The 16,469-nt window shown below is 62.9% G+C and carries 16 protein-coding genes and 1 pseudogene; 13 read left to right on the forward strand and 4 right to left on the reverse strand.

What is annotated here, in order from left to right; translation table 11 throughout:
- Window positions 1–155: 155 nt before the first annotated feature.
- Window positions 156–734, reverse strand: a complete 579-nt coding sequence (locus AC3WJD_RS17280; protein WP_492747959.1) for a hypothetical protein — start codon at window positions 732–734, stop codon at window positions 156–158.
- Window positions 735–1,004: 270 nt separating this feature from the next.
- Between AC3WJD_RS17280 and AC3WJD_RS17285 the strand changes: the two genes are divergently transcribed.
- A complete protein-coding gene (locus AC3WJD_RS17285) occupies window positions 1,005–1,370 on the forward strand; it encodes a VOC family protein (RefSeq protein WP_492747960.1) in 366 nt (121 codons plus the stop codon).
- Window positions 1,371–1,576: 206 nt separating this feature from the next.
- Window positions 1,577–2,026, forward strand: coding sequence for a cupin domain-containing protein (locus tag AC3WJD_RS17290; RefSeq protein WP_492747961.1), 450 nt, complete (start codon window positions 1,577–1,579; stop codon window positions 2,024–2,026).
- Window positions 2,027–2,067: 41 nt separating this feature from the next.
- On the opposite strand, the gene AC3WJD_RS17295 is transcribed toward AC3WJD_RS17290, so the two are convergent.
- The 3 genes from AC3WJD_RS17295 to AC3WJD_RS17305 all read right to left on the reverse strand — a co-directional run bounded on the left by AC3WJD_RS17295 (window position 2,068) and on the right by AC3WJD_RS17305 (window position 4,694).
- Window positions 2,068–2,595 (reverse strand): hypothetical protein, encoded by a 528-nt coding sequence (locus AC3WJD_RS17295; protein WP_492747962.1) that lies wholly within the window; start codon window positions 2,593–2,595, stop codon window positions 2,068–2,070.
- A gap of 147 nt (window positions 2,596–2,742) precedes the next feature.
- A complete protein-coding gene (locus tag AC3WJD_RS17300) occupies window positions 2,743–3,660 on the reverse strand; it encodes a LysR family transcriptional regulator (RefSeq protein WP_492747963.1) in 918 nt (305 codons plus the stop codon).
- A 116-nt stretch (window positions 3,661–3,776) separates the two neighbouring features.
- A complete protein-coding gene (locus tag AC3WJD_RS17305) occupies window positions 3,777–4,694 on the reverse strand; it encodes a LysR family transcriptional regulator (RefSeq protein WP_492747964.1) in 918 nt (305 codons plus the stop codon).
- Between the two features lie 443 nt (window positions 4,695–5,137).
- Here AC3WJD_RS17305 and AC3WJD_RS17310 point away from each other — a divergent pair, with 443 nt between their 5' ends.
- From AC3WJD_RS17310 to AC3WJD_RS17360, 11 genes and pseudogenes are all read left to right on the forward strand, one after another.
- Complete coding sequence (locus tag AC3WJD_RS17310; protein ID WP_492747965.1) at window positions 5,138–6,454, forward strand: epoxide hydrolase family protein; 1,317 nt, start codon at window positions 5,138–5,140, stop codon at window positions 6,452–6,454.
- 38 nt (window positions 6,455–6,492) lie between these two features.
- Window positions 6,493–6,954: a DUF6130 family protein gene (locus tag AC3WJD_RS17315; protein WP_492747966.1), complete on the forward strand. Its 462-nt coding sequence runs from the start codon at window positions 6,493–6,495 to the stop codon at window positions 6,952–6,954.
- A gap of 139 nt (window positions 6,955–7,093) precedes the next feature.
- Complete coding sequence (locus AC3WJD_RS17320; protein WP_492747967.1) at window positions 7,094–7,435, forward strand: carboxymuconolactone decarboxylase family protein; 342 nt, start codon at window positions 7,094–7,096, stop codon at window positions 7,433–7,435.
- A gap of 22 nt (window positions 7,436–7,457) precedes the next feature.
- Complete coding sequence (locus tag AC3WJD_RS17325) at window positions 7,458–8,219, forward strand: SDR family oxidoreductase (RefSeq protein WP_492747969.1); 762 nt, start codon at window positions 7,458–7,460, stop codon at window positions 8,217–8,219.
- Between the two features lie 198 nt (window positions 8,220–8,417).
- Window positions 8,418–8,963 carry a TetR/AcrR family transcriptional regulator gene (locus tag AC3WJD_RS17330; protein ID WP_492747970.1) on the forward strand — a complete coding sequence of 182 codons (546 nt, stop codon included), beginning with the start codon at window positions 8,418–8,420 and terminating at the stop codon, window positions 8,961–8,963.
- Window positions 8,964–9,222: 259 nt separating this feature from the next.
- Window positions 9,223–9,750, forward strand: a pseudogene (locus AC3WJD_RS17335) (aconitase family protein); the annotation flags it as partial.
- A 208-nt stretch (window positions 9,751–9,958) separates the two neighbouring features.
- Window positions 9,959–12,958, forward strand: a complete 3,000-nt coding sequence (locus AC3WJD_RS17340) for a TonB-dependent receptor (protein WP_492747971.1) — start codon at window positions 9,959–9,961, stop codon at window positions 12,956–12,958.
- Between the two features lie 96 nt (window positions 12,959–13,054).
- Window positions 13,055–14,587, forward strand: a complete 1,533-nt coding sequence (locus AC3WJD_RS17345; protein WP_492747972.1) for a tryptophan halogenase family protein — start codon at window positions 13,055–13,057, stop codon at window positions 14,585–14,587.
- 14 nt (window positions 14,588–14,601) lie between these two features.
- Window positions 14,602–15,318, forward strand: coding sequence for a SapC family protein (locus tag AC3WJD_RS17350; RefSeq protein ID WP_492747973.1), 717 nt, complete (start codon window positions 14,602–14,604; stop codon window positions 15,316–15,318).
- Entirely contained in the window at window positions 15,311–16,342 is a 1,032-nt protein-coding gene (locus AC3WJD_RS17355) for a cupin-like domain-containing protein (protein ID WP_492747974.1), read from the forward strand. Before AC3WJD_RS17350 ends, AC3WJD_RS17355 begins: the two co-directional genes overlap by 8 nt.
- Window positions 16,339–16,469 (forward strand): tryptophan 7-halogenase (locus tag AC3WJD_RS17360; protein WP_492747976.1); only part of this gene is annotated, 131 nt, incomplete at its 3' end. The genes AC3WJD_RS17355 and AC3WJD_RS17360, both read left to right, overlap by 4 nt.

Here is a 16,469-nt window from a genome sequence, read left to right on the forward strand (position 1 = left end):
ACCTTCATTTTCGCGGGACGACGGCTCGCGCCCCGATCTCGCCGTTCGGAAGGGGAATAGACTCGAAAGGGGGATAGACGCTCCTGAAAGCTGCCCAAGGTTCAGGCTGCTGCTTGCACGTGGTTGAGGTGGAAAGCCGCCAGCCGCCTATGCAGTCAGCGCCTGCGATCGACTGCGATCCAGTTCGTTTCCCAGGTTGTCCCGCCATCGGCCGAGAACGCCTGTTCGAAGCGTGCGGAGTTTGGCGTGACGTCCGAGATCACGAAACGGACAAGGACCGTGCGGTCATTGACGGTGTCCATTCCATAGAAAGTTCCCCGGCCCTTCTCGTCGAACGCGCCGGTAACCGGTGGCGTCAGGAGGCCACTACGGATGTTGGCGAAGTTGAGTGTCCATTGCCGCGCTTTTGGATTGTAGAGCCGGAGCGACATGCCCTCGATCTTTCCGGAGGCGCCTTCTGCCGAAAGCTCGACGAGATTGGCGCGGCCGCCCAAAACCGCCCGAACCTCACTTGTGCCCCGATATTCGACCCATCGGGTCGATCCTGTCAGCGGTTCCGGCAGATATCGCAATTGCGTCGTCCAGCTTCCGATTTCCCAGTCGAAATCATGGCTCCCGTCGCGCGACTCCGCAGTGCTTGATGACGCCTCCTGTCCGAAGCCCGGCACGGGACGGGCAAGGAGAAAGGTAGCTACGGCGAGTGCGCTAGCTGCGCGTGTCAGCCATGCCTTCACCAGAAGATCCGTTTATCGGCATCGTTCACGATGACAATTTCATATATGTCCCGCATCAGCACCTCTCCAATTTGTATCGGGCTCCGCCCAAATTCGGAAACCGCCCTCATTCCAGTCATCCAGCGTATCTTGCCCATCACCTGAAAGCAGTCCTACATTCAGGACTCTCCCACACGGCCATAGTGCGATAGAAGGCTGCTCGTCTGTCTTTGGAAGCACACATGTGCGCGAGCTACAAGGTCGTCGCTACCAGACAACGGAGAAGCTTGAATGGTATCGGTCCGATATATCGTTGCCGATGTCGACGAGGCGGTCGCATTCTATCGAGATAATCTCGATTTCAAGGTCGACAAGCACAATCCGAGCAAGTTCGCCGCGCTGCTGCGCGACGAAATGACGCTGTATCTCAGCGCCCCAGGTGCCGGAAGCGGCGGTCAGGCGGGCGGCAATCCGAAGCCGGGCGGGTGGAACCGCTTTATGATCGTTACGAACGAGCTCGATGTTTTGATTGAGCGGTTGCGCCGGGCCGGGGCACGGTTCCGCGGCGATATCAGCGACGGCGGCGCCGGCCGCGCCATCCTGCTCGAGGATCCATCGGACAATGTCATCGAGCTATTCGAGTTCAAGAAGGACTGAGCCTGGCGTACTAGCCGGACTTCACGAAGCCTGGCCAGCAGCATAGTCCATAGCAGCACGTGGGGCATGGGCAATTCGCTGCCTCGCCCGTTGACCGAATCGAAGACGGGGGAGCAGATTGCCCGCGGCCGCCTGTCGCTAGCGCACCAGATTATTCGACGGCCGATTGTCGCCTTCTCGGAGCAAGCGCAAATGGTGAGGCCAACATGCAGAAAATCGACCAAGTGAACCATGGGGCCTTACCGCGATCCATATTGCGTGGCATTGCCGTGCCGATCCTTATCGCCGGCGCCCAGGTCAGTGCGCAAACGGGTGCGCCCGGAGACCCGGCGGACCCATCGGTCTCGCGCAAAAATCTCCAGCAGCGTGATCTCAGCATCCCCGGTCGTGAGGTGTTCCAGTCCGAGGTCAGTCTCGCGCCCGGAGCGGCATTTCCCCGCCACAGCCATCCCGGCGAAGAGCTCATCTATGTGCTGAAGGGCACCTGGGTTTACCAGCTCGATGGACAGGAACCGAAGACGTTCAAGGCCGGCGACGTCCTGTTTATCCCATATGGCGTGGTCCACTCGGCCAAGAACGTCGGAAACGAAACCGGCATCGAACTGGCCACCCATATCGTCGAGAAGGGCAAGCCGCTGCTGACGCTGGCCAAGTAATCATATTCGCGGCACTCGTCAGGTGCTGGAACGGTCTGGCCTCAGTTGACCGCCTCCGGCACCTTCTCGACCCACTCCGGATAGAAGACCGGGGGGCGAATTGACCATCCGGCCGCCATGACCTGTTCGATCGAGACCGATTGCAACAGTTCCTTTCGCTGAGCCGGATGAATACCGGGCAGCGACGCGGCAGCGCAGAACGCACTGACCAGCCAGGGCCGCACTTCCGGCCCGATCAGCCGCTCATACAGGAAACGATAGGCATCAAAGCTGCCGATCTTGCCTTCACTGAGGTCGGCAGCGGACACCGAGACAAGAGATCCCAGAAAAGGCTCAAGCGCCTCGTCCTCGTCCAGCAGGCACGCGCGGATTATCTTGAGCGTTTTGTAGCGGCGCGCCTGAGCCATGATGCCCGCCGCCTCGGCCGGGTCGCGCGCCCAGTGGGCAGGCGCGTCCCTGCGGTCAAAGGCAACGTCCAGCGACCGGCGAATGTATCGCTGCTCCGCTGGAGCAAAGCTCGCAAATGACATCATTTCGGCGAGTATCCGGGTGGATTGCTTCCGGGTCATCGCAAACTCCTTTCAGGAGTCGTTCGATCAGCGCCCAATTGCTACTTATCGCGCCCGCGTGTGGCCCACCATCAAGTGAATTCGAAAGACTGCCTTTCAAAAATAGGGGCGAGTGGCCTCGCCACCGTCGTGGGCGAAACCAGATCGCTAGGCGTCGGGGCGAATGGTGTTGAGGTCCATCAACTTCTCCCTCAGCCGCGGTGTCATCCAGTCCAGGAAGGCCCGCACCTTGAGCGGCATCAAGCCCTGCTTCACATAGATGAGATGGACGGGGAGCGATGTGCGTTCATATTCGTCGAGGACGGTGGTCAATGCCCCGGATCGCAGTTCCTTTTCCACACCGCTCCGTGCCATCCTGGTCAGTCCAATGCCTCTTACTGCAGCTTCGATCAAAACGCTTGCCCTGTTTGCCCTCACCCGGAACTGCGGCCAACTTTCAAACGGCTCCCCTTCCACCAAATAGGTCCAACTGGCAGGACCGAGCGAGTTGAACAAGATTCCATCATGCTCGCGGAGATCCTCGGGATGTGAGGGCCGGCCCTTGCGTTTCAGGTAGTCCGGACTGGCCACCGTCGACACGATTACTTCACCGACTTTGACGACGTACAGTGAGCTGTCGCCCAGGCCGCCCAGACGGATCCCGACATCGACGCGCTCCTCGATGAGGTCCACGACCCGTTCCTCCGAGATTATGTTTAGGGATATATTGGGGTGCTCGTCCAGGAACTCGAGTGCGAGCGGCACGGCCAGGCCGCGTGAGGCCCCGCCTGGCACGGTAATATTAAGCTCACCGCGAGGCTCGTCATACTCGCCGGATGCACGGCGTTCGGCCTCGTCCAGCTGGGCGACGATCGGCCGAATTGTGTCGACATAATCGCGGCCCGCGTCGGTCAGCTGGATGTTGCGGGTGGTGCGGATCAGCAGCCGCGATCCGAGACGGTCCTCGAGTTCACCCAGTTTGCGACTGACGCTGGGCAGCGAGACATTCAGCTTTCGACCTCCAGCCGAAAGGCTGCCGGCGTCGACCACCGCCAGCAACACTTGCATGGCGTCGAGACGATCCATGTCGCACCTGTCAAATGGCGGTCCGAAAATAACTGTTTTTTGGGGGTGCGCCTAGGCCGGATGGGCGAGGACGGAGGGGGGCGAAGACCGTCCTCGTTCTAAGCGAAACGAGGTCGCTAAGGGGCGGGACGGATGGCGTTGAGGTCCGTCAATTTCTGCCTCAGCCGCGGCGTCATCCAGTCCAGGAAGGCGCGAACCTTGAGCGGGAGCAAGCCCTGTTTCACATAAATGAGATGCATGGGGATCGACTGACATTCATATTCGTCAAGAACCGTGGTCAATGCGCCGGATCTTAGTTCCTTTTCCACGCCGCTTCGGCCCACCCTGGTCAACCCAAAGCCCCTGACGGCGGCCTCAATGCAAACGGTCGCCCGATTTGCCCGCACGCGGCAACGGGGCCAACTCTCAAACGGCTCCCCGTCCACCGAATAGGTCCAACCGGCGGGTTTGAGCGCACCGAACAGGATCCCGTCATGATCGGGAAGTTGCGCGGGATGGGTCGGGCGCCCCCTGCGTTCAAGATAGTCCGGGCTGGCCACCGTCGACACGATCACGTCACCAATTCTCACCGAGTAAAGCGAGCTGTCGGCCAGATCGCCGAGACGGATGCCGACATCAACGCGCTCCTCTACGAGATCGATAACCCGCTCTTCCGAGATTAGGTTGAGGGATATTTCGGGATGCTCGTCGAGGAACTCGAAGATGAGAGGCACGGCCATTAGACGAGAGGCGGCGCCTGGCACGGTAATGTTCAACTCACCGCGAGGCTCGTCATATTCGCCGGAGGCGCGCCGTTCTGCCTCATCCAGCTGGGCGACGATCGGACGAATTGTGTCGACATAATCGCGGCCCGCGTCGGTCAGCTGGATGTTGCGGGTAGTGCGGAGCAGCAGCCGCGAGCCAAGACGGTCCTCGAGTTCCGACAGTTTGCGGCTGACGCTGGGCAGCGAGACGTTCAGCTTTCGCCCGCCTGCCGAAAGGCTGCCGGCGTCAACCACCGCCAGCAACACTTGCATCGCGTCGAGACGATCCATGTCGCACCTGTCAAATGACGGTCCGAAAATAACTGTTTTGGTGGTTTGCGCCTAGGCCGCGTGGGCGAGGACGGAGGGCGCGAAGACCGTCCTCGCCCGCCGGCGAGGTCAGCGGGGGAGCGGGGCAGGGGGCTGCCTCTGCAGGCGACCGCGAAACCGCGGCAAGACAAGAAATAGCATCCAGGCCGACCATGAGTAGCCACGTTTGCCAAAAGGCACCCTTTCGAAAATTCGACATTGTTGCGCGAACGAATTTGCGGTCAGATCGAACGCACGGGAGCGGCCATGCTTTGAATGGAGCAATTGATGGCTGAACTTGATCACCCACCGGATCGCGCCGCTGCGCCCTAGCGCAGCCTGATCGCCGACAAGCCCAATCGTGAAAAGCGAGCCTGAGCGCTCGCCAATGCAAGCAACTCGCCGACCGGCGAGGAGGAGAAGTGATGCTCTCGAACTTCGACTTGAACAGTATCTGTTACAGTCTCGGCCTGGCCATTTCCGGCTCGATCGTCGCGCCCGCCCTTGCGGTGGTCTTGGCAACGCCCGCTTCAGCGGCAGAGGCGTCGGATGAGGCCATCCGGCCTTACAGGGTCCATGTTCCCGATCAGGAAATCGCCGATATGCGCCGGCGCCTGGCGGCGACCCGCTGGCCCGACGCCGAAACCGTCATGGACAAGTCGCAAGGCGCACACCTTGCCGATCTGCAGAAACTGGTTCGCCACTGGGCGACCGATTACGACTGGCGCAAGGCAGAAGCAAAGCTCAACGCCTTTCCGCAGTTCAAGACCATGATCGACGGGGTGGAGATTCACTTCATCCACGTGCGTTCCAAGCATCCCAATGCCATGCCGCTGATCGTCACGCATGGCTGGCCGGGCTCAGTGTTCGAGCAGATCAAGATCATCGAACCGCTGACCAATCCGACCGCGAATGGCGGCAGGGCGGAAGATGCCTTCGACGTCGTGATCCCGTCGCTGCCGGGCTACGGCTTTTCGTCGCGCCCCACCGAGACCGGATGGGACGTCGAGCGCATCGGCCGTGCCTGGGACGTGCTGATGAAGCGGCTCGGCTATACGCGCTACGTCGCGCAGGGCGGCGATTGGGGCGCGGGCGTCGTCGAGGCGATGGCGCGGCAGGCGCCGGCGGGATTGCTTGGCATCCATACCAATCTGCCCGCGGTGTTTCCGTCCGACGCCGCCGAGGCGATCTCGACCGGCGGGCCCGCGCCAGCCGGGCTGTCCGAAAAGGAGCATACCGAATTCAACGCAATGCAGTCGTTCATCAAGACTGGCGGCTGGGGTTACCTGACGATGATGAGCGCAAGGCCGCAGGCCGTTGGCTACGGGCTGACCGACTCCCCGGCGGGCCTTGCGGGCTGGATGCTCGTCCATGGCGGGTTCGGCAAATGGACCTATGGCGCGGACCCGGCGCAGCGGCCGACGCCCGACGAGGTGCTCGACAATTTCTCGCTGCACTGGCTGACCAACACGGCTTCGTCGGGGGCGCGGCTCTACTGGGAAAACCGCAACCAGAACCTGATCAGCGCGGCCGCGCAGAAGACCAATGAGATCAAGATCCCGGTGGCGATCACGACCTTCCCCGACGACGACCTGTTTCGCGCGCCGGAGACCTGGGCGCGCCGCGCCTTTCCCAGCCTGGTGTACTTCAACGACGCCGAAAGGGGCGGCCATTTCCCCGCCTGGGAAGAGCCGATGATCTTTGCCCGCGAAATCCGGGCCGCTTTCAAGCCGCTGCGGTGAGATCGCCGCAGCGAACACAGCCGAGAAAGGAAATTGCGATGAAGTTCGGCAAACCGCTTACTGCAATTGCCATTGGCAGCCTGCTCACTACCGTCGCCTTCGCCCAGAGCGCGAAGGATATCCGCGGCCCTTCCCCCTATGTCGCGGTCGAGAACGAACCTCCGCCGAAGCTCATCGTCGATCCTCCGCTTCCCGAGGGGCTGAAGATCGGCGTCTTCTGGGCCCAGTACCGTGTGGAGAATATGCGCATCGTCCCCGTGTTCGGGGAGAGCGCCGCCCAGGTGTCGCCGCGGATCGGGCATCTTCACGTCATTGTCGACGATCTGCCCTGGTGGTGGGCGGATGCAAGCGACAACAACACCGTCGACATAGCCGGATTCCCGCCGGGCCCGCACAAGGTGAAGATCAGTCTCGTCGACGCCAATCACAACGCCATAGCGGGTCAGGAGGCGACGTTGAACTTCATCATCCCCGCAGGGGCGAAACTGCATTCACACTGAGTAGCCCGTGGTTCGGCCCGATGAGGACGCGTAGCAAAGAGCAACATTGACAACCATCCTACTAGTAGGTAGATATCGAGTCAGTTCGTTGCCGCCCGGATAGGGACCACGACAATTGAGGAATTTCAGCATGACCAACATGATCGACTGGAAGCAGACAATCCGCGACGTCAATGGACGCCTCAAGCAACTGGGTTCGCGCACGCCCGATACGCTCCGCGGGGCGGCGCTCCTTGGCAGCGCCGGCGCTGCGACAAATCATCTCGATGCCAAGGTCCGCGAGCTGATCGCGCTCGCGGTTGCGGTCACGACGCGCTGCGACGGCTGCATCGCCTTTCACTCCGCCGAAGCGGTAAAACTCGGCGCTTCCGATGAGGAGATCGCCGAAGCGCTCGGCGTCGCCATCAACCTCAATGCCGGCGCCGCCCTGATTTACAGCAGCCGCGCGCTCGATGCCGTAGATAACTTCAGGAATTCCTGAACACTAAGGAAGGACCACTATAATGCTGAATGGAAAGACTGCGCTCGTCACGGGCGGTACTTCGGGGATCGGTCTCGCGACGGCGAAGATCCTGCACAAAAACGGTGCGCGCGTGGCCATCGCCGGCCGCAATGAAGATGGTCTCGAACGCGCCCGCCGCGACATTGGCGACGACGTCCTGACCTTCAGGGCCGACGTGCTCTCGCGCGACGACCTCAGGAAGCTCGCGGCCGACGTGAATGAGGCGTTTGGCGGCCTCGACATCTTCTTCGCCAATGCCGGCATCGCTTATGTCACGCCGCTGGCGACTACCACCGAGGATCAGTTCGATCGCCTGATGGATACCAACGTCAAGTCCGTGTTCTTCTCGGTCCAGGCGATCGAGCCGATCATGCGCGAAGGCGGCTCGATCATCCTGAACACGGCCTGGCTCAACCAGGTTGGCGTGCCGGGGCGCGCTGCGCTTTCGGCGTCCAAGGCCGCGGTCCGCTCCTTCGCACGCACCTTCTCGGCCGAATTGCTGAGCCGCCGCATCCGCGTCAACGCGATCAGCCCTGGCCTGATCGAGACTCCGATCCTTCGTGGCGTCGGCCAATCCGAGCATCCGGGTCAGACCGAAGAGCAGTTCCGCGACTATCTCGCGGGCGCCGCCCGCCTGATCCCGATCGGCCGCCTTGGCCGGCCCGAGGAGATCGCCGCTGCTGTCCTGTTCCTTGCCAGCGACGCGTCGAGCTACATGCTTGGTTCGGAACTCGTCGTCGACGGCGGTTTCGGGGAACTCTGAGAACCGCGGGCAGACAGGAACGACGGACCGGGGAGCGGCCGCGCTCCCCGGTTCCATGCCATTCTGGATCGTTGACTGCCGTACCTTGTAGTTGGTAGCCCACGCGAATGCCCGGGGCACCGCGTGTCGGGGCGATTTGCGCGGCTTGAGCGCCATAGGGAATGAAATTGGATGTCCGGTAGCACGCGCGATGCAATCATGGACGCTGCCGAGCGCCTGTTGCGCTCCAGGGGCTATGCCGCCTTCAGCTATGCCGACCTCGCCGAAACGGTCGGCATCAGGAAGGCGAGCATCCATCACCATTTCCCGACCAAGGAAGATCTCGGCACGGCAATCGTCAGGGATTATATCCGCAAGGTCGCAGAAAATTTCGCCCATATCGAGGCCGCGTCACACCGGCTGGACGACCGCCTCGAAGGATTTCGCCAGGGATTTCGGGTCGGCGCTGACCTGGGGATGCTTCCGCTCTGCGGTGCGCTCGCCGCTGAAATGGCCGCGCTGCCGGCGAGCTTGCAGAAGCTCACCAACGAGTTCTTCGACCTGCAACTCAATTGGGTGACGAAAATCCTCGACGAGGCAGCGGCGGCCGGTGAGATATCGGCCGACATCGACACGGCGCAGAGAGCCTACCAGCTCCTGAGCGTGATGGAGGGGTCCAGCTTCATCGATTGGGCGATGAAAGACGGTCGCCGCCTGGAATTGAGCGTCCTCTCACAACTCGCGCGGATGCCCACGCCTCCCTAGCAGGCGACCAATGCGGATGGGCGGAACTCATCTGTCTGCGTCTTCTATGACTAAGGCTGGCGCGCAGTGGAAATGGCGCTCTAATGGAAGGACGGCAGCTATTGCTGCTTCTCGACTGAGGCCTGCGTGTCGGGATTGTCCGGCATCCCGGACGATCAGGCCAGAGCATAGGCTATTACCTGTCATCAGTGAGTTACGTTCCGAATCTCAAGGATTCGGCTGGTGCCGGATGAGGGATTAGGGGTCCCCTGCGGCGCGTTTCGACGCCGAGATATTCCTTGAAGCGGACGATGTTCCACCCATGGTGAGCTGGGGGACCAGCCCCGACCAAGCACTCGCGATCACCGACCGGGTTCTCGATCCCGCCGAATTGCCCGCCGGCCGCCGCGAGGACGCGGCCCGTGCAATCGCCTATATGGGCCTCGAGCCGCACATGGCGCTTGAGGACATTGCGATCGACCGCGCCTTTATCGGCTCGTGCACCAATGCCCGCCTGTCGGACATTCGCGATGCGGCGCAAATACTGAAGGGGCGCAAGGTGGCGCCCGGCGTTCGCGCGATGATTTCTCCGGGGAGCAGCAGTGTTCGCCGGGCAGCTGAGGAAGAAGGGCTGGACCGGGTTTTCCTCGACGCCGGTTTCGAGTGGCGGCAGTCGGGCTGCTCGCTTTGCCTGACTATGAACGACGACGCGCTCGCGCCGGGCGAGCGCTGCGCGTCGAGCACCAATCGCAATTTCGAGGGCAGGCAAGGCGTTGGCGGGCGCACGCATCTCATTGCTTGGCAGTGATCAGAAAATATCATTGAAACTCAATCTATTATCTCGACATCGATAATTTTCGGCGAATCGAGTTCTCCGCCGACACAGCGATACGTTCTTTACCCCGCAGTGCCTGAACGATTGACGTGAACGCATTGACAGAGAGAACGTTTTCATTTAGGTGAACGTTCACATAGAAAATGCTGTCGTCAGAACGGCTGAATTGGGAGGGTAGGGGATGCAGGCTTCGCATAGGCATTGGCTCGCCAAATTTCTGGTCGGCACGTCGGCGCTGTCGCTGATGGGCGGGCCCCAAGCGGCTATGGCACAGGAAGCCCCGGCGGATAGCGGCGAAGGCGATGAAATCATCGTGACCGGTATCCGTGCCAGTTTGCAGGAAGCGCTCGATATCAAACGCGACGCGCAGGGCGTCGTCGACGCGATCTCGGCCGAAGACATCGGCAAATTCCCCGATACGAACCTTGCCGAATCGCTCCAGCGCATCACCGGCGTGTCGATCGACCGCTCGAACGGCGAGGGTTCGACCGTAACGGTCCGCGGCTTCGGCCCCGAATTCAACCTGGTGATTCTGAACGGCCGACAGATGCCGACCGCGATCATCGGCGACGGCGGCGGCGCGCCTTCGTCGCGCTCGTTCGACTTTGCCAACATTGCGTCCGAGGGCGTCTCGGCGGTCGAGGTCTACAAGAGCGGCCGCGCGACGATGGAATCGGGCGGCATCGGCGCGACGATCAACATTCTCACCCCGCGCCCGCTCGACAAGCCGGGAATGCGCGGCAGCATTTCGGTGAAGGGTGTCTATGACAGTTCGCGCAACGAGGGCGATCCGATCACGCCCGAAATCTCGGGCATCTTCAGCACGACCTTCGCCGATGACACGATCGGCATCCTGATCACCGGTTCGTATCAGGAGCGCAAGTCGAGCAACAACGTGGCCAATGTCGGCTGGCGCGATGGCTATCTCGGCAGCGAGAATAATTGGGGTTCGCTCGCGCAGCCCGGCGATCCGCGCTTCGCGAACATCACCAACCGTCCCGATGCGACCGATGTCTATCAGGTGCCGCAGAACGCCTCCTACGATCTCAACGACATCAATCGCGAGCGGATCAATGGGCAGGCGGTGCTCCAGTTCCGCCCCGTGGAAGGGCTGACGGGGACGCTCGACTATACCTATTCGCGCAACACCGTGAAGACGCGGAACAGCAATGTCGGCGTCTGGTTCAATCACGAAGACACGTCGAGCGCCTGGACCGACGGTCCGGTGGCCGGTCCGATCTTCTACACCGAACGCTTCAACCCGCCCGGTCCCGGCTGCATGGCGCCGTCGCCGCCGCCCCCGAATCAGTGCGCGATCGGCAAGGATCTGTCCTACAGCGGCGCGCTGATCGAGAACCGGGCCGAGAACAACTCGTTTGGGTTCAACCTGAACTGGCAGGGCGATGACGGCATGACCGTCGAGCTCGACGCGCATCATTCGACCGCGGAGGTGAAGCCGATTAACCGTTTCGGATCGAGCATGTCGGTCGGCAACGCGGTCTTTGGCGTCGGCAGCCAGACGGTCAATTTCGAAAATGATTTGCCGGTGATCTCGTATCAGATGCATCCGGGGATCGATCCGCTGAATCCCGCGCTGATCACCCCGACGGGCAATGCCTTCCGCGCCGCCTATTTCAAGGACGAGATCAATCAGGTGCAGCTGCGCGGCCAATATGATCATGAGGGTGGCTTCCTCGACAGCATCGATTTCGGCGTGTCCTATGTCGAGAACAAGATCCGCTCGGCATTCGGCACGATCCAGAACGACACCTGGGGCGGCGCCGGCCCGGCCTCGGACATTCCCGACGATATCTTCACGCTCGAGACGATTCCCGACAAATTCCCGGGCCTTGCCCAGGATGGAATGATCCAGAGCTTCTACAAGTTCGATTTCGAGCGCATGGTCGACCTGATCGAGGGACTGTACGGCACCTGCAGCAATCCGCTGACGGGTTCGCAGGCCGTTCCGGGCACCTGCATCGCCACCTTTAACACCGACCGTCGCATCACCGAAAAGACCCTGGCGCCCTATCTGCAGGTCGCGACCAAGTTCGACCTTTTCGACAACCCCGCGCATTTCGTTGCCGGTCTGCGCTACGAAGTGACCGATATTTCGTCGAAGGCGCTGGTGCCGGTTCCGGTCGATACTCGTTGGGTGGCCGATAATGAATTCAACCTCGTCCTTTCGGGCGACAGCGATTTCACGCGCTTCAAGGGGTCGTACGACAACTGGCTGCCGGCGCTCGATCTCGATGTCTCGCCGATCGCGGATGTCAAGCTGCGTGCATCGTACAGCCACACCATCACCCGCGCCGACTATGCCAGCATGCAGGGCGGACGCACGCTCGACACGCTGTTCCGCGTCGGCGGCGGCACGGGCGCGCAGGGCAATCCGGGCCTGATCCCTTACAAGTCGAAGAATATCGACCTTTCGGCCGAGTGGTATTATGCACCCGCCAGCTATCTGTCGGTTGGCTATTTCCACAAGGATGTGAAGAACTTCATCTCGTCGACCCGCATCGACAGCTCGGCCTTCGGGCTGACCACGCCGGTGAACGGACCACGCTGGAACGCGGCGGTGGCGGCGCTCGGGGCGGCTGCGACCGTGGCGCAGATCCGGCAATATATTATCACCAACTTCCCCGCCACGGTGTCGGGCAATGTCATCAACAGCGCGCCCGGCGATCCGCTGGTCAATTTCGAGATCACGACGCCGATCAACAGCGACCAGACCGCGGCGCTCAACGGCTGGGAGTTCGCACTCCAGCACAGCTTCTGGGACACGGGCTTCGGCGTCATCCTGAACTATACGATCGTCAACGGCGACGCGACCTATGACAATACGCAACCGTCGTCGGTGCCGCAGTTCGCGCTGACTGGCCTCAGCGACAGCGCCAACGCCGTCGCCTATTACGACAAGAACGGGCTGCAGGCCCGCGTTGCCTGGAACTGGCGCGACGAATTCCTCGCGGGGACAGGGCCCAACCCCTTCTATACCGAGGAGTATTGGCAGATCGACGCCAGCGCGAGCTATGAGTTCATACCTGGCTTCACCGGCTTCGTCGAAGTGATCAACCTGACGGGCGAGGGCCGGCGCGGGCATCTGCGGCACAAGAACAACGTGACCTTCGTGTCGCCGGGCTACGCCCGCTACGCCGCGGGTATCCGGTACAACTTCTAGGCGCGGGACTCCTCTCGCTCGCGAAAGAGCCGTGCCTCTCCGGGGTGCGGCTCTTTTGCGTGACGGACAGCGACGAGTAGCTTAGGAACGTTCCCAATGACGCAAAAAGTCGAGAGGGTGGTCATCGTGGGGGGCGGTACGGCCGGCTGGCTCGCCGCGTCGCTGATCGCCGTATCACGCCGTGCGCAGGCCGCGCCACTGTCGGTCACCCTGATCGAGGCGCCCGACATTCCGATCATCGGCGTCGGCGAGGGCACCTGGCCGACGATGCGCGCGACGCTCGCCGCGATCGGTATCGCGGAGTCCGAGTTCCTCGCCGCGTGCGACGGCTCTTTCAAGCAGGGATCGCGCTTCGACGGCTGGGTCGACGGGTCGGCGGGCGATCGCTACCTCCATCCCTTCACGACGCAGCCGGGCGTGGCGACGGGCGAGCTGCTCGCGGCATGGCGCGCAGGGGCATCGAACGCGCCCTATGCCGCCGCGATGAGCGCGCAGGCAGCGATCTGCGACCTCGACCTCGCGCCGCGCCAGCGCGCGATGCCCGATTATCAGGGCGCAGCGAACTACGCCTACCATCTCGACGCCGGGAAATTTGCCGCGCTGCTTTCGTCGCATGCGGTGCAGCGTCTTGGTATCACGCATCTCGCGGACCATGTGACCGGGGTTGAGCACGCGGAGAACGGCCACATCGCCGCGCTGACCCTGCGCGAGCGCGGCAGGATCGAGGGCGACCTCTTCATCGATTGCACCGGCCATGCCGCACTGTTGATCGGCGGCGCGCTGGGGGTCGAATGGATCGATCGCAGCGACATGCTCTTCAACGACCGCGCGATCGCCGCACAGGTGCCGGTGCCGGCGGGTAGTCCGATCGCCTCGCAGACGGTTGCGACGGCGCATGAGGCGGGCTGGATATGGGATATCGGCCTCCCGACGCGGTGCGGGATCGGCTGTGTCTATGCGAGCCGTTTCATCGATGACGATGCGGCCGAGGCGATCTTGCGCGCCTATATCGCGCGGAAGCTCCCCGGCGCGCCCGAAGTGCCGGTGCGGCGACTTTCCTTCCCGACCGGGCACCGCGCCCGTTTCTGGCAGGGCAATTGTCTTGCCGTCGGGCTGGCGGCGGGCTTCATCGAGCCGCTCGAGGCGTCGGCGATCGTCCTCATCGAGCTGTCGCTGCGCGCGCTCACCGACAATTTCCCGGCCGACCGCGCGGCGATGGCGATCCACGCCGAGCGCTTCAACGTGCTGTTCCGCTATCGCTGGGACCGCATCGTCGAATTTTTGAAACTCCATTATCTGCTCAGCCGCCGCGATGAGCCCTATTGGCGCGCGCACCGCGAAGCGGCGCATGTGCCGCCGCGGCTCGCCGAGATGATCGCGCTCTGGCGCGACCAGCCGCCTTCGGCATGGGATTTCCCACAGGTCGACGAGATTTTCTCGGCCGAAAGCCACCAATATATTCTCTATGGCATGGGCCATCCCGCCCCCTCCGGCTGGCCCGCCAGCGACCGCGCCGCCGCGGCGCTCGCCGAAGCGCGCCAGCGTGCCCGCACCCTTGCGGCCGCGCTGCCAACGAACCGCGCCTATCTGGATGCGCTGCGGACCAGCAGCCTCGCGGCCGCCGATTAGGAAGAAAGAGACGAATGACGAGCCACGCCCTTCTCGACAGCAACACCCACCGCGACCTCCGCGTGCGGATCGACGCGGGGGCCGATCTCGGCGACGGGGTGATGGCGACGCTGATCGTGCCGACCGAGTTCCGGCGGGTGCAGGGGCATTTCCCGATCCTTTTCCGCCGCGAGGCAGGCCAGGAGCGGTTTTTCGCGGTCGCGCTCTTCGGCTTCGAAAATGGCCAGAATCTCTTCCTCGACGGCGCGCGCTGGGATGCCGGTTATCGCCCGTTGTCGCTTGCGATCCAGCCCTTCCTGATCGGCCGCTCGGCGAGCGGCGAGGGGGCGGCGCAGGTCCATGTCGACCTCGCGCACCCGCGCATCGCGGCGGACGGCGAAGGCGTGCGGTTGTTCGATGCCAACGGCCTGTCGACGCCCTTCCTCGAAGAGATCGCCGACAAGCTCGGCGACCTCGACGAGGGCTATCGCGAGAGCGCGGCCTTTTTCGATGCGCTCGCCGAGCATGAACTGCTCGAACCCTTTACGCTGGAGGTGACGCTCGACGATGGGTCGGTCCATTCGCTCGTCGGCTTCCACATCATCGACGAAGCGCGTCTGCGCAGCCTCGACGCGGCGGCGCTCGGCGTGCTCCACGCAGCGGGGCATCTGATGCCGATCTTCATGGCGATCGCCTCGCAGGCGCAGCTCAGGCCGCTGATCGCGCGCAAGAACCGGCTGCGCGATGGCTGACCACGACGCCCCGATCTACGACCGCCTCGCGCGCGTGTCAGAACGCGCGTGCGATGGGCAAGCGGGGCTCGACGCCTTGCTTCAGGACGCGCGCGAACCTTTCGTCGTGCGCGGCCTCGTCGCCGACTGGCCGCTCGTCGCGGCGGGGAAGAGGTCGGCGCGCGACGCCCGCCGCTACCTGCTCGATCATGCGCGCGACCGCGCCTTCATGGTGTCGATCGGCCCGCCGGGGCACGACGGACGGCTCTTCTACGCGTCCGACATGGCGATGAATTTCCGCACCGGCACGGGCAAGCTCGCCGACATTTTTGCAGGCATAGACAAGGGCGAGGAACTGGGCGACATCCGCACCGTCTACCTCGCCTCGATCGACATCCCCTCGCATTTCGTCGCGCTCGACGAGGCGAATAATATCGATCTCGGCAGCCGCGATCCGCTGAAGAGCATCTGGATCGGCACGCGGACGCGGATCGCCGCGCACAACGACTTTCCTGATAACATCGCCTGCTGCGCGGTCGGGCGGCGGCGCTTCACGCTCTTTCCGCCCGATCAGTTCCGCAATCTCTATCTGGGGCCGGTCGACCACACGCCCGCGGGGCGCGTCGTCAGCATGGTCGATTTCGAGCAGCCCGACCTCGCCGCGCATCCGCGCTTCGTCGAGGCGATGGCGCACGCGCAGACAGCGCTTCTCGAACCCGGCGACGCGATCTTCATCCCGTCAATGTGGTGGCACCATGTCGAGGGGCTCGAGGATTTCAACATTCTCGTCAATTACTGGTGGCGCCGGACGCCCGCCTGGCTCGGCCAGCCGCAGGAAGCGCTCAACCACGCGATCCTTGCCATCCGCGACCTGCCGCCCGAGGACCGCGCGATCTGGCGTGACCTGTTCGATCATTATGTCTTCGACGCCGGCAGCGACGTAACCGACCATATTCCCGAGGCCGCGCGCAGCATCCTCGCCCCGCTGACCCCCGAAAGCGCGGGGCGCCTGCGCGCCTTTTTGTTGAGGACGTTGAGCAGATGAGTGAAGCCAAGTCAGTTCGTCGCGTCGTGATCGCGGGCGGCGGCACCTCGGGCTGGATGATGGCCGCGGCGATCGCCCGGACGATGGGCCACACCGTCGACCTGACGCTCGTCGAATCCGAACAGAT

This window comes from Sphingobium sp. FW306-1B-F04DB (genome assembly GCF_058781925.1).